Annotated in this window: 11 protein-coding genes; 8 read left to right on the top strand and 3 right to left on the bottom strand. The window is 70.3% G+C overall.

Features of this window, described 5'->3' with window-relative positions:
• Positions 1-26 precede the first annotated feature (26 nt).
• From CHAN_RS06170 to galE, 6 genes are all read left to right on the top strand, one after another.
• Complete coding sequence (locus tag CHAN_RS06170; protein ID WP_290292930.1) at positions 27-659, top strand: DUF3099 domain-containing protein; 633 nt, start codon at positions 27-29, stop codon at positions 657-659.
• Entirely contained in the window at positions 656-2,278 is a 1,623-nt protein-coding gene (locus CHAN_RS06165; RefSeq protein WP_290292927.1) for a DUF7782 domain-containing protein, read from the top strand. Before CHAN_RS06170 ends, CHAN_RS06165 begins: the two co-directional genes overlap by 4 nt.
• 54 nt (positions 2,279-2,332) lie before the next feature.
• Positions 2,333-2,767 carry a D-aminoacyl-tRNA deacylase gene (dtd, locus tag CHAN_RS06160; RefSeq protein ID WP_290292925.1) on the top strand — a complete coding sequence of 145 codons (435 nt, stop codon included), beginning with the start codon at positions 2,333-2,335 and terminating at the stop codon, positions 2,765-2,767.
• A gap of 285 nt (positions 2,768-3,052) precedes the next feature.
• Complete coding sequence (locus tag CHAN_RS06155) at positions 3,053-4,042, top strand: sigma-70 family RNA polymerase sigma factor (protein WP_048743845.1); 990 nt, start codon at positions 3,053-3,055, stop codon at positions 4,040-4,042.
• Positions 4,043-4,231: 189 nt separating this feature from the next.
• The gene (locus tag CHAN_RS06150) at positions 4,232-4,918 is read left to right on the top strand and encodes an iron-dependent transcriptional repressor DtxR (RefSeq protein ID WP_290292921.1); all 687 of its coding nucleotides are present in this window, start codon (positions 4,232-4,234) and stop codon (positions 4,916-4,918) included.
• Complete coding sequence (galE, locus tag CHAN_RS06145; RefSeq protein ID WP_290292918.1) at positions 4,915-5,898, top strand: UDP-glucose 4-epimerase GalE; 984 nt, start codon at positions 4,915-4,917, stop codon at positions 5,896-5,898. The genes CHAN_RS06150 and galE overlap by 4 nt, the downstream gene beginning before the upstream one ends.
• A gap of 13 nt (positions 5,899-5,911) precedes the next feature.
• Here galE and CHAN_RS06140 read toward each other — a convergent pair whose 3' ends face one another.
• Positions 5,912-7,084 carry a DUF4192 domain-containing protein gene (locus CHAN_RS06140; protein ID WP_290292916.1) on the bottom strand — a complete coding sequence of 391 codons (1,173 nt, stop codon included), beginning with the start codon at positions 7,082-7,084 and terminating at the stop codon, positions 5,912-5,914.
• A gap of 177 nt (positions 7,085-7,261) precedes the next feature.
• Between CHAN_RS06140 and CHAN_RS06135 the strand changes: the two genes are divergently transcribed.
• A complete protein-coding gene (locus tag CHAN_RS06135; RefSeq protein WP_290292913.1) occupies positions 7,262-8,446 on the top strand; it encodes a PAC2 family protein in 1,185 nt (394 codons plus the stop codon).
• A gap of 56 nt (positions 8,447-8,502) precedes the next feature.
• Here the strand turns inward: CHAN_RS06135 and CHAN_RS06130 are convergent, their stop codons facing one another.
• Entirely contained in the window at positions 8,503-9,915 is a 1,413-nt protein-coding gene (locus CHAN_RS06130; RefSeq protein ID WP_290292909.1) for a lipase family protein, read from the bottom strand.
• Between the two features lie 72 nt (positions 9,916-9,987).
• On the opposite strand from CHAN_RS06130, the gene CHAN_RS06125 reads away from it, so the two are divergent.
• Positions 9,988-12,534, top strand: a complete 2,547-nt coding sequence (locus CHAN_RS06125) for a DEAD/DEAH box helicase (protein WP_290293378.1) — start codon at positions 9,988-9,990, stop codon at positions 12,532-12,534.
• Positions 12,535-12,631: 97 nt separating this feature from the next.
• Here the strand turns inward: CHAN_RS06125 and CHAN_RS06120 are convergent, their stop codons facing one another.
• Positions 12,632-13,570, bottom strand: a complete 939-nt coding sequence (locus CHAN_RS06120; RefSeq protein WP_048743855.1) for a hydrogen peroxide-inducible genes activator — start codon at positions 13,568-13,570, stop codon at positions 12,632-12,634.
• Positions 13,571-13,618: the final 48 nt, after the last annotated feature.

Below are 13,618 nucleotides of genomic sequence, written 5' to 3'. Positions count from 1 at the left end.
TTTGCCCGGGGAGTACCGTTGTGCCCATGGCGAGTCGGCGGACGAACCATCGGGGCAGGCGCGGTTCCGATGCGGTGCTGATCACGGACGCGCGGCAGTCGCGCATCCGCAATTACAACTACCGCCGCCACACCTACGCGGTCCTGCAGTGGTCCCGCATCCCGCTTCTGCTGCTCGCGGCGGCGGCGTTCATGTGGTGGGACCTGCCGTGGCTGGCGGCGATCGTCACCGTCGTGTCGGTGCCCATGCCGTGGATCGCGGTGGTCATCGCGAACGGCGTCGGCGAGCCCGCCGACAAGCGGTCCCCGCGCGTCTACAAGCCGGGGGTCATCCGCGAGCAGAACCGCCGGTGGGAGGAGGCGCAGCGCGAACGGCTGGCCCGGCTTGCCGACGGCCCGTCGGCTGCACTGGAGGGGCCGGCGGAGGGCGGACCCGCCGCCAACCTCCCCGCCGTCCCCGGCGACGCCGACGCGCCCGGCCCCTGGGCCGGTTTCGACCCGTCGATGGTCATCGACATGGACGACGACGGGGCCGACAAATCCGAGGCCGATGAAGCCGCGGCCGAGGAAACCGCCGCCGGCGATGCCGACGACGCCGCACCAGACTCAGCCGGGGCCACCGATCCCGGCACCGACCGACGGGAGAACCCCAGAACGTGAGCACGGACCCGATCACCGCCCCGCCCACCGACGAGGAGCTGACCGGGCTGCCGGCGCTTGCCCCGCACTTGGCCGATGCACTCCGCGACCTCGGTTACGGGGTCGGCGGCCTGCGCCGCCTGCTCGGCGACGACGGCCTCGCCGCCCTCGATCGCGGAGAGCCGGAGGCCGTCGCCCGCAGGCTGCATCTCGCCCTCGACCAGCCGGGCCTCGCCGCCGCCGTCGCGGCGTTCGTCGTCGGCGATCCCGTGGACCTCTCCCCCTGGCTGGGCGGCGACCTGGTCGCGCGGTGCGTCGAATGCGGGGTGCTGCGCGTAATCGACGGGCACCACGTCGCGGCGATCGACGTGCGCCCCGTCGAGGTCGCGGGCGTGGAGCGGCTGGTCTTCTCCGACCGCGATGCCTCGATGACCGACCACGTGCCCGGGCCGGATCACGTGCTGGGCGTCGGCCGCGCTTCGCGGTCGCTGCTGGACATCACGCCGATGGATCCGGTGGGCTCCGTCCTCGACCTCGGCGCCGGTTGCGGAGTTCAGGCGCTCGGCCAGCACGGCGCGGACTCGATCACGGCCACCGACGTCCACCCGCGCGCATGCCTCTATGCCCGGGCGACGCTCGCCGCCGCGGGATTGGGCGCCCGGGCCGAGGTCCTGGACGGCTCCTGGTTCCACCCGGTGGCGGGGCGCCGTTTCGACCGGATCGTGGCCAATCCCCCGTTCGTCGTCGGCGTCCCCGAAGTCGGGCACGTCTACCGCGACTCGGGACTGGATCTCGACGGCGCGACCGAACTGATGCTGCGCGAGGCCCCGGATCACCTGGTACCCGGCGGCACCGCCCACCTGCTCGGCGCCTGGGCCCACCTCGACGGCGTCGACTGGGCGTCGCGCGTGGCCTCCTGGCTTCCCAGGGAGGGCGTGGAGGCGTGGATCATCCAGCGGGACGTGGTGGATCCCGCCGCCTACGTGGGCACGTGGCTGCGCGACGAGTCCATCGATCCGCGGGGCCGCGAGGGCCGCGAGAAGACGCGGCGGTGGCTGGACCACTTCGCCGCCAACGACGTCGTCGGCGTCGGTTTCGGGTACGTGACCCTGCAACGCATCGACGGGCCGTCGTCGATCACGTGCGAGGACATGCCGCAGCCCCTCGGCGGGCCCTTCCGCGACGAGGCCGCCGAATGGCTGCTGCGCACCGCATGGCTGCGGGGCCGCGACGCCGATGGCATCCTCGGCGCCCGGTACCGGGTCCGCCCGGGGGTCGCCGTCGAACGCGTCGAGCTCGCCGGTGCCGGCGAGGATCCGGAACAGGGCTTCGCCCCCGCCGCCCTGCGCCTGACGCGCACCGACGGCCCCCGGTGGAGCCACGACACCGACGACGCCATCGTGCGGATCCTGTCCGCCATGACGCCGGACGCGCCGTTGTCGGCGGTCCTCGACATCATGGCCATGCTCGGTGCCCTGCCGGAGGACGGCCTGGACGACGTCAAGGACGCCCTCGTCCCGGTGATCGTGGACCTCGTCCGGCATGGGCTGGTGCTGCCGGCGGAGTTGATCGGCGACGGTGCGGACGACGGACCGGACGACGGTTCCGATCGGAACGACGGGCATGGGAACGACGGGTAAGGACGAGCGGAAGATCTCGGAGAAGAAGAAAAAGAAGAAGGAGGAGCGGAAGCGATGAAGGCGGTTCTGACGCGGGTGACCCGCGCCGCGGTGCGGGTCGACGGCGAGGTCGTCGGGGAAATCGACGGCGGCGACACGGGCGGGATTCTCGCGCTCGTCGGCGTCGGGCGCGAAGACGACGGGGACGCGTGGGAGACCATGGCGCGCAAAATCGCCGAACTCCGCATTCTCGACGGGGAAAAGTCCGCGTCGGATGTCGGCGCGCCAATTCTCGTGGTCAGCCAATTCACTCTCATGGGCGCAACCAGGAAGGGCCGCCGCCCTTCGTGGACCGACGCCGCGCCCGGGGACGTCGCCGGACCCGTCATCGCGAAGATCGTCGACCGCCTCCGGGAACGCGGGCTGGAAGTCGCCGAGGGACGCTTCGGCGCGATGATGGACGTCGAGTCGGTCAACTCTGGCCCCTTTACGGTGCTCGTGGAATGCTGACGCCGCCACAAAAGGGTGCCGCGGAGGGCGTTCCACGCGGGTCCGTCGCAAAGCGGCTCACCTCCCCCGAAATGGGGCATATTTTCACGGGCCGGAACGCTTCCCGGTAAAGGCATCTTTTCTCTGTGACGCAGCCCACCAGCACTTTTCTCGATAAAATCGATAAATGTATTCGGAATGGGCGCGACCACCGTTCGCCGGGGAACTCGGCCCCGGGAACATTCCGCGCCGGACGTCCGTTGAACCCTGTGAGATCGTCGACTTCGCAATGAAAGGCCGGATCACATGACTAGTGCCGATGTCCGAACTGACGAGCAGAACGCCCGGGAGCGAGATCGCGGGCGCCGCAGCGGGAACAACAACAATCCTTCAGCGGACCTCGTTCGCGTGTATCTGAACGGAATCGGCAAGACGGCCTTGCTCAGCGCCGAGGAAGAGGTCGAACTCTCCAAGCGCATCGAAGCCGGCGTGTACGCCGAGCACCTGCTCAAGACCGGCGCGAAGATGACCCGCGCGATGAAGCGCGACGTGAAGATCATCGCCAAGGAGGGCAAGGCGGCCCGCGCCCACCTGCTGGAGGCGAACCTGCGCCTCGTGGTGTCGCTGGCCAAGCGCTACACCGGGCGCGGCATGCCGCTGCTGGACCTCATCCAGGAGGGCAACCTCGGGCTGATCCGCGCGATGGAGAAGTTCGACTACACCAAGGGCTTCAAGTTCTCCACGTACGCGACCTGGTGGATCCGCCAGGCCATCACCCGCGGCATGGCCGACCAGTCCCGCACCATCCGCCTGCCCGTCCACCTGGTGGAGCAGGTCAACAAGATCTCGCGCATCAAGCGCGAGCTCTACCAGCAGCTCGGCCGCGAGGCCACGAACGAGGAGCTGGCGGAGGAGTCCGGGATCGCCGAGGCGAAGATCGAGATGCTGCTCCGCCAGTCCCGCGACCCGGTGAGCCTGGACATGCCGGTGGGCACCGACGAGGAGGCGCCGCTGGGCGACTTCATCGAGGACTCGGAGGCCACCGACGCCGAGGAGGCCGTCGTCGCGTCGCTGCGCCACCACGACGTGCGCCGCGTCCTGTCGACGCTCGAGGTCCGCGAGCAGGAGGTCATCAAGCTGCGCTACGGCCTGGACGACGGCCTGCCGCGCACCCTGGACCAGATCGGCCGGCACTTCGGCCTGTCCCGCGAGCGCGTCCGCCAGATCGAGCGCGAGGTCATGGCCAAGCTCCGCGAGGGCGAGCGCGCCGACCGCCTGCGCGCCTACGCCAAGTAAGGGCCCGTTCCCACCCGCCGCCCCGTCACCGCATATGCGCGGTGACGGGGAGCGCCGCGTCTTCGGGAACAATCCGACCCCGAATGCGGTTATTGTTGAAGTATTCGCGCCACCCGTCCGCTTATCGGTGAGGCGGCGCATCGCCGCGTTTCCGCGCGGCCGGACGTTTCGAGCACCCGGAGGACAGCAGTGAGGGATCTGGTAGACACCACGGAGATGTATTTGCGCACCGTCTTCGAGCTCGAGGAAGAGGGCATCATCCCCCTGCGCGCCCGCATCGCGGAGCGTTTGGAGCAGTCCGGCCCGACCGTGAGCCAGACCGTCGCCCGCATGGAGCGCGACGGCCTGCTCACCGTCGCCCCGGACCGGAGCCTCAAGCTTTCCGAGGAGGGCCGCGCCCGCGCGACCTCCGTCATGCGCAAGCACCGCCTCGCCGAGCGTCTGCTCACCGACATCATCGGTCTGGAGTGGGACAAGGTCCACGACGAAGCGTGCCGCTGGGAGCACGTGATGAGCGACGAGGTGGAGCGTAAACTCCTGCATGTGCTCGACGAGCACACGCTGTCGCCGTTCGGCAACCCGATTCCGGGCCTGTCGGAGCTGGATTCGACCGCCACCGCCGAAATGCCGGCGGATGCGGTCCGCCTGTCCGACCTTCCGCCCGGCGGGCCGTACGAAGTGACGGTGCTGCAGATCAACGAGATTCTTCAGGTCGAGCCGACCTACATGAAGCGGCTCCACACGGCCGGCATCATGCCGGGCGCGGAGGCCGAGGTCGAGCTCAATCCGGGGCGGGTGACCTTGGCGCGTGGCGATCATTCGCTGGACATCCCGGACACGCTGTCCCACGCGGTCATGGTGGTGCGAAACAAGTGAAACTTCTGGTGACCGGCGGTGCCGGCTACGTCGGCGGAGTGACCGCCGCAGTACTGCTCTCCGAGGGCCACGACGTCACGGTGCTCGACGATCTGTCGACGGGCAACCGTGACGGGGTGCCCGAGGGCGCCGAATTCATCGAGGCGAACGTCGCCGACGTCATCGGCGACGTCCTGACGGACGGGAAGTTCGACGGGGTGCTGCATTTCGCGGCGCGCTCGCTGGTCGGCGAATCCGTCGAAGTCCCCTCGGAGTACTGGCACGGCAACGTCGGCACCACGCTGACGCTGCTCGACGCCATGCGGGACACCGGCACGGACAACCTGGTCTTCTCGTCGACCGCCGCGACCTACGGCGAGCCGGAGCAGGTCCCGATCACCGAGGACATGCCCACCGCCCCGACCAACGCGTACGGCGCGACGAAGCTGTCCATCGACTACGCGATCACCTCCTACGCCCGCGCCTACGGCCTGGGAGCGACGAGCCTGCGCTACTTCAACGTCGCCGGCGCCTGGAACGGGTACGGCGAGAACCGGGTCGTGGAAACGCACCTGATCCCGCTGGTGCTGCAGGTGGCGCTGGGCCACCGCGACAAGATCATGGTCTTCGGCGACGATTGGCCGACGGCGGACGGCACCGCGGTCCGCGACTACATCCACGTCAAGGACCTGGCCGACGCCCACCTGCTCGCCCTGAAGTCCAACGAGCCGGGCACGCACCGCATCTTCAACCTCGGTTCCGGCGACGGCTACTCCGTCCGCCAGGTCATCGAGGCCTGCCGCGAGGTCACCGGCCACCCGATCCCCGCGGAGGACGCCCCGCGCCGCGGCGGCGACCCGGCCACCCTCATCGCCTCCTCCGCCCGCGCGATCTCGGATCTCGGTTGGGAGCCGAAGCTGACGGACCTGAAGACCATCGTCTCCGACGCCTGGGAATTCACCGCGGCCCTCGGCGACCGCGCCCACTCCGCTCATCGCTGATCGCCCCTCAGCTTCACGACGGCCCCGTCCCCCGCATCCGCCGGGAGACGGGGCCGTCGCCGTCGCCGGGGTCCGCCGGGTGCACCTCGTCGAGGATCGCGGACGTGGCGCGGAGCATCGACCGCAGTGCTTCTTCGCCGCGGCCGGAGGCCATGGCGGCGAAGAGCAGCTGGGACAGAGAGTGCTCGGGATCGGTCTCCAGCGCCGCGTCGAGCGCGGCCCGGGCGATGCCCGGATTCCCGTGGACCTGCCTGTCGATGGCGTAGCACGCGAGGGCGTTGGCGCGCGCCGTGCCACGGAACAACCGGGCGCAGCCGAGCCACATGGCGCGCGCGGTTTCCCCGGCGGGCCCGAGGATCTCGCACATGGTCAGATCCCGCAACAGGAGGCTGGCCAGCGGGCGCGCGAGGGTCCGCAGATGACCGGGGTCGGTCAGCGCCTCCTCCACGCAGATGTCGCCGCGGTCGACGGCGTCGATCAGTTCCAGCCATTCCAGATGGAACTGCCGGACCCGCGTCATCGCCTTCGCCCCGGGCAGCCCGCCGGCGCGGCGCACCCCGCGCACGTCCTCGTGCGCCGCGCGCAGAGCCTCGCCCGCGCCGATGCGGCAGCCGGCGGGCTCGGGGCGGAACCTCTCTCGCATGGCGTCGGCGTTCGCGGCGATGGCCTCCCCCGTGCCGTGGAGCTTGCGCGACGCCCACGATGCCGAGGGTTCGCCCAGCGGCCCCAGCGACCGGCCATCCGAATCGACGACCTCGGCGCCGGCGCGCAGCCTGGCGACGCCCGCGAACACTCCGACGTCGATGCCCGCGCGGGCCAGTTCCGGTGCGATGCCCGCGAACCGCGTGCCGCCGTCCCGGAGCTCGGCGGGCCACCGTTCGGAAATGACGTACGCGTCCGCCCAACCGTGGCCTTCGAGGGCCATCTCCTCGGCGGCCACGGCCACCGCGTCTTCCTCGTTTCCGTCGAGTTCCCTGACCAGCAGGGGCCCCGGTTCGCCGAATTCGCGGTCGCCGAACACCAGCACCAGGCTTTCGTCCGGGTAGTAGCCGAGCAGACCGGGGAGGTTGGTCAGGAAGTCGACGGGATCGCCGACGTCCATGGGTTCCTCCTCCAATCGGATGCCGGGCAGCGGGCGGGGGCTTCGGGGGTCGGGGGCGTCGGCGTCATGGCTTCCACGTGTCATGGCCGCAGCATGCGGGACGCGCCGGGAAGGGGCCCGCGATGATGCGCTCCGGCGACCGCCTAATGTGGAGCAAACGCGCCCTGTGGAATATTCGCCGGGCGGCGCGGGTTGCACGGATCAGTTGCCGAAGACGGCAAGGAAGTTTCACCCGATACGGTGAGTGAGGAGGCGCAAACCATGGACGAGGACCACGAGATGTACGAGATGCAGTTCCCCGCCCCGGATGTGGGGCCCAAGAACGGCGGTCTGACCATGGTCGTCGCGCTGCAGGGTTACGCTGACGCGGGCCTGGCGGTGGCCGGTTCGGCCGGCCATCTCATCGATGCGCTGGATCACCGGCCGCTGGTCAATTTCAACAACGACGAGCTGGTCGACTACCGGTCGCGCCGCCCCGCCGTCACGATGGTCGGCGACGCGGTCGCGGAAAGCGCCCAGTTGGATCTGTCGCTGCAGGTCGTCCGGGACAACTCCGGAAAGCCGTTCCTGCTGCTGTCGGGGCCGGAACCGGACCTGCGCTGGGATGCGTTCTCCGAGGCGGTCGCCGATCTCGCCGAGCGTTTCGGCGTCCAGCGCACCGTGTCGCTGTACTCCGCGCCGATGACGGTTCCGCATACCCGACCGCTGGGCATCATCGCCCACGGCAACGATCGCGATCTGCTGTCGGGCCACCGCACGTGGGGACAGCGGGTGACGGTGCCCGGCGCCGCGAGCCTGCGCATCGAGCTGGAGCTCAACCGCCGCGGCCGCAAGACCTGCGGCTTCACCGCCCAGGTGCCGCATTACGTGGCGGCGTCGGACTACCCGCTCGCGGCGCTGCGGCTGCTGGAGGCCGTCGCCGATGCGGGCGACCTCGACTTCCCGCTCGGCGCCCTGGAGCGCGAGGCGGAGAAGGTCGCCGAGATCCTCTCCGAGCAGGCGACGGACTCGGAGGAGGTCGCCGGCATCGTCCGCATGCTCGAGCATCAGCACGATGAAGAGGAGCGCCGCCGTTCCACCCTCGAGTCGAACCCGCTGGTCCGGGCGGACGGCACGATGCCGTCGGCGGACGAGTTGGGCGCGGAGTTCGAGCGTTTCCTGGCCACGCAGATCGACGCGTCTTCGCGTGACGACGAGCCGGCGCGGGACCCCGGAGACGACGACGGGGCCGCGGGCTCCGAGCCCGACGAGGAACCGGGCAACGCCCGCGGTGATGCGGGCGACGACGCCGAGGCCGCCGGCCCTGACGCCGACGATCGCGAGACCGGAGACGGCAACCGTGAGTCCGGCGACGACGACGATGCCGGCCATGATGAGCCCGGCGAAGACGACGGCGGCGATGGGCGCGGCGGCCGCCGCCCCCGCCGCCCCTGGTTCCGCTTCTAGCGGCGCCCGCCCGAACAGTTGGCCCCCGGAGTCGAAGGGCTCCGGGGGCCTCGGCGTCAGAACTGGCAGGTCGCCGGCAGTTCGATGCCTCCCGGGGTGCTGGTCCAGGCTTCCTTGAGGGCGACGCCGAATGCCGCCGCCAGGTAGTGCGTGGCCAGTTCCGACCCCGACATCATCGGCGCCGCGTGACCGATGCCCAGCCCGGGCGCGAAGCGCGGGATTTCGGCGGCCACGAACGTGACGTCGGCGCCCTGCGCGCACCAGTCGCGGGCCAGCTGCTCCGCCTGGCCGAAGGGGATGACGTCATCGTGGCGGCCGTTCAACACCAGCACCGGGGCATTCGGCTTGAGCCGTCCGATGCGGTGGTGGTCCAGGACCCGCATGATCTCGGGGTGCTCCGCGAAGTGGTCCGACAGGGAACGACCGTCGACGGTCCACGAGTTCGTGCGGTGCAGGCCGACGCGTTCCATGGAGTCGCCGATGCAATCGCCGGACAGCTCCGAAATGACCCGCTTGCCGTACGGCGAGGCGATCTCGTCCATGAGCGGGCGCAAGTCCGGGTTCGACTCCAGGAACCCGTTGACGGCGTACCCGATGGCGCCCATGATCGAGCTGCCGTCGATGCGGGTCAGCACCTGCGACAGATCCGCGGGCGGCGCGCCGGCGAAGGTGACCACCACGTTGAGCTCCGGCGCGTAGGTCGACGCCAGTTCCGCCGCCGATGCCGTCGCTCCCCCGCCCTGCGAGTATCCCCAGAAGGCGATGGGCGAGTCCGCCGGAAGCCCGTCGATGGCCAAACCCGCCCGGGCGGCGTCGAGAAGCGTCTGCCCCTGGTCGAGTCGGTTGGCGTACGTGTGCACGCCCGGCGCCCCCAGCCCGATGTAATCGCTGACCACGACGCGGAAACCCTGCTCCAGCAGCGGTTCGACCTGTCCGATCTGCCCGCCGCCGGGTTCGCCGAACGTGGCCGACGGCGCGCACTTGTCGGCCTGGCCGACCGTGCCCGGTGCGACGACGACCGTCGGCCGCGGGCCTTCGTGCTGCCACGGGACGTCCGGGACGACGACCACCCCGCCGACTTCGCGGCCCCGGCCGGCGCCGTCGGCGGTGGCGAAGCGCATGATCCGCGACGTGAAGTCCACGGGCTCCCGCCCCGATGAACCGCTGCCCGAGGATCCGCGCGACGACCCGCCGCCGGAACCTCCGTCCGACGTCTCCGGCGCGGGCTCGGAGGCCAGCACGGTTCCGGGCGCCGCATCGACGACGGGGAGTTCTTCGACGGGGACGCCGCCCTCGTCAGTCAGCGCCTCGGAGGCGCTTTCTCCCCGCTCGGAGGCACTTTCCGCGGAACCCGTCCCGAAGCGGTCCAACGGCGACGCGGTGGCGGGGACGGCGGCTCCCGCGGCATTGATCATGAGCCCGGCCACGATCACCGCGGCCGCGCGCTTCAGCATTTTCGTTTCACGCACCGAATCATCCAATCATGTGCAGCCTCCGATTTCGGGCGATTGGATAGTCTGGACGGCGTGTCTCTCTCCGCCATGCTCCCCGACCTCGCCGACGTCCCCGAATCGCTGATCGACGACGCGATCGTCGACTCCTTCGTCGCCTGGACCAGGGACACCGGCATCACGCTGTACCCGGCGCAGGAGGAGGCGACGCTGGCGCTGGCCGGCGGCGATCACGTCATCCTGGCCACGCCGACGGGCTCCGGTAAGTCGATGGTGGCCATCGCCGCGCATTTCGCCGCGCTGGCGCGGGGGCAGCGCAGCTTCTACACCGCCCCGATCAAGGCGCTGGTCAGCGAAAAGTTCTTCGCCCTGTGCGATGTATTCGGCGCGGAGAACGTGGGCATGATGACGGGCGACGCCACCGTCAACGGCGGCGCGCCCATCATCTGCGCCACCGCGGAGATCGTGGCCAACATCGCGCTGCGCGAGGGCCCGGACGCCCGCATCGACCAGGTGGTCATGGACGAGTTCCACTTCTACGCCGAGCCCGACCGCGGCTGGGCGTGGCAGGTGCCGCTGCTGCTGCTCAATCGCGCGCAGTTCCTGCTCATGTCCGCCACGCTCGGCGACGTGTCCATGTTCCGGCGGGACCTGAAGGAGCGCACGGGCCGCGACGTCGAGCTCGTCGCCGGCACGACGCGCCCGGTGCCGCTGGACTTCCACTACGTGCACACGCCCGTCCACGACACGCTCGCGGAGCTGCTCGACGACGGCAAGGCGCCCATCTACGTGGTCCATTTCTCGCAGCGCGAGGCCGCCGAGCGGGCGCAGGCGCTGACCGGCCTGAAGCTGCTCGACGCCGAAGAAAAGGAGCGCATCCGCGCCGAGATCGGGGATTTCCGCTTCACGACGTCCTTCGGCCGCGTGCTGTCCAAGCTCGTCCGCCAGGGCATCGGCGTCCACCACGCGGGGATGCTGCCCAAATACCGGCGGCTGGTGGAGCGTTTGTCGCAGACGGGCCTGTTGAAGGTCATCTGCGGCACCGACACCCTCGGCGTGGGCATCAACGTGCCCATCCGCACGGTGCTGATGACCGGGCTGGTGAAGTACGACGGAACGCGCCAGCGCATCCTCAAGTCCCGCGAGTTCCACCAGATCGCCGGCCGCGCGGGCCGCGCCGGATACGACACCGAGGGGACCGTCGTCGTGCAGGCCCCCGACCACGAAATCGAGAATTCCAAGCTGCGCCGCCGGGCCGGGAAGGACGAGGCGAAGCTGAAGAAGCTGCGCCTCAAGGCCGCGCCGAAGGGCGAGGTGACGTGGTCGCAGAACGCGTACGACAAGCTCGTCGACCAGCCGCCGGAGGCGCTGACCAGCCGTTTCCGCGTGAGCAACGGCATGCTGCTCAACGTCATCGCCCGCGGCGGCGACACCTACGCCAACATGCGCGATCTGCTGCGCGGCAACCATGACACGCGCCACCAGCAGAACCAGGCGATCCTGACCTCCATCGAACTCTACCGAGGCCTGGTCGCCGCCGGCATCGTGGAAGAGCTCCCCGGCCCCGGCGGCGAGGACGACGTCCGGCCCCGGCTCACGGTCGAGCTGCAGCGGGACTTCGCGCTCAACCAGCCCCTGGCGCCGTTCGCCCTGGCCGCGCTGGAGCTGTTGGATCCGGAGGCCGAGGATTACGCGCTCGACGTCATCTCGGTGTTCGAGTCCATCCTCGATGACCCGCGCCCGCTGCTCGCCGCCCAGCAGAAGGCGGCGCGCGGCGCGGAAATCGCGGCGCTGAAGGCAGAGGGCGTCGACTACACCGAGCGCATGAACATCGTGGAGGACATCACCTGGCCGAAGCCCCTCGAGGAGGAGCTGGAGCAGGCGTACCGGACGTACGCGCAGGGCCATCCGTGGGTGCGCGAGTTCGAGCTGTCGCCGAAATCGGTGGTCCGCGAGATGGTGGAGAAGGCCATGACGTTCTCCGACGTCGTCTCCGAGTACGGCATCGCCCGCGCCGAGGGCGTGTTGCTGCGCTACCTCACCGACGCGTGGCGCACGCTCCGGCACACGTTGCCGCGAGAGGCGTCGAACGACGAGCTCGCCGACATCGTCGAGTGGCTGGGCGAGTTGATCCAGCAGGTGGATTCCTCGCTGGTCGACGAATGGGCGCGCATGGCGGACCCGGACAAGCCGGTGGACGAGGAGACGCTGCGCGAGGCGGCGTTCGGCGGCGACGAGTCCCGTCCGCTCACCGGGAACACGCGGGCTTTCACGCGCATGGTCCGCAACCTCATGTTCCGCCACGTCCAGCTGTTCGCCATGGAGAAGGAGCGCGAGCTCGCCGAGCTCGATTCGCATCTCGACGACGCCCCGGATTGGCCGGCCCTGATGGACGACTACTTCGACGAGTACGACGACGTCGATCTCGGCCCGGCCGCGCGCGGCCCCGAACTGTTTCGCGTCGACGACTCACACGCGGTGGGCGAGGCTCCGGACGGGGGCTTCTGGCGCGTCGAGCAGACGATCCTCGACCCCGAGGGCGACCGCGGATGGCGGCTGGTCGCCGACGTCGATCTGGCCGAGTCGGATGCGGCCGGCGAGGTCCGCCTGCGGTCGCTGGAGGTCAAGGCCGGCTGACGGACCGCGCCTTCTCCTGCTGGCGGGGTACGGTCCCCCCTCCCCGCGGGCGCCGCTCTCCCCCGGGCGCGCGCCCGCTCCCCCGTGGGCCCGCGGATCAGAGGTCCGCGATGGCCTTCTCGTAGGACTGCTTGACCAGATCGCCGATGCGGGAGAACTCGTCGCCGCGCACGGAGGAGGCGCGGTGGACCAGGCCGATGGTGCGGCCGGGGCGCGACGGCCCCTCGAAGCGGGCGGTGGCCAGGCCGGGCCGCTGCGCCTCGACCTTCAGGGCGGAGGCCGGGACCAGAGTCTCGCCGAGGCCTCCGGCGACGCACTGCACGACGGTCGACAGGGACGCCGCGCGCGTCTCCAGGCCGAGGGTGTCGTCCCGCTGCGCGTCCACGCGGCGGCACAGGTCCAGGACCTGATCGCGGAGGCAGTGGCCGTCGTCAAGCAGAAGCAGGTCCAAGTCGCCGAGGACGTCCAGGGGAACGTCGTCGCGCCCGGCGAGCTTATGCCCCTCGGGCAGGACCAGATGGAACTCTTCCTCGTACAGCGGGGTTTCGGCGAAGGACGACACGCCCGACGGCAGCGCCAGCACGGCGGCGTCGATGGCGCCGGAGCGCAGGGCCTCGATGAGGTGCGCGGTCGGCTCCTCGACTATTCGGGGCTCGAGCTCCGGCAGTTCCTCGCGGACGTTCACCAGGAAATTCGGGAGGATGTACGGCGCGATCGTGGGAATGAAGCCGATGGCCAGCGGGCCGGCCAGCTCATCGGTGCGGCCGGAGGCGCGGGCGACGATGTCGTCGACGATCTCCGACACCTGGCGGGCGTACGGCAGGATGCCCCGGCCGAGCGGGGTCACCAGCACCCGCCGGGTCGAGCGCTCGACGAGCTGGACGCCGAGGCCCCCTTCGAGGGTGGACAGGGCCTGTGAAAGGGAGGGCTGGGAGATGCCGAGCCGCTGGGCGGCCTGGCCGAAATGGCCGGTGTCGGCGATCGCGACGAATGCGCGGAGCTGCGGCAGGGTGGGGCGGTATTCGCGATTACGCATGCCTATAAGCGTACACGACACTGTTTCGGATTTCCTCTTGACGTACCG

The sequence above is a fragment of the Corynebacterium hansenii genome, from assembly GCF_030408795.1.
Taxonomy (GTDB): Bacteria; Actinomycetota; Actinomycetes; order Mycobacteriales; family Mycobacteriaceae; genus Corynebacterium; species Corynebacterium hansenii.
The sequence above is the reverse complement of the archived record's forward strand: the minus strand, read 5'-3'. Positions and strand labels throughout refer to the sequence as shown.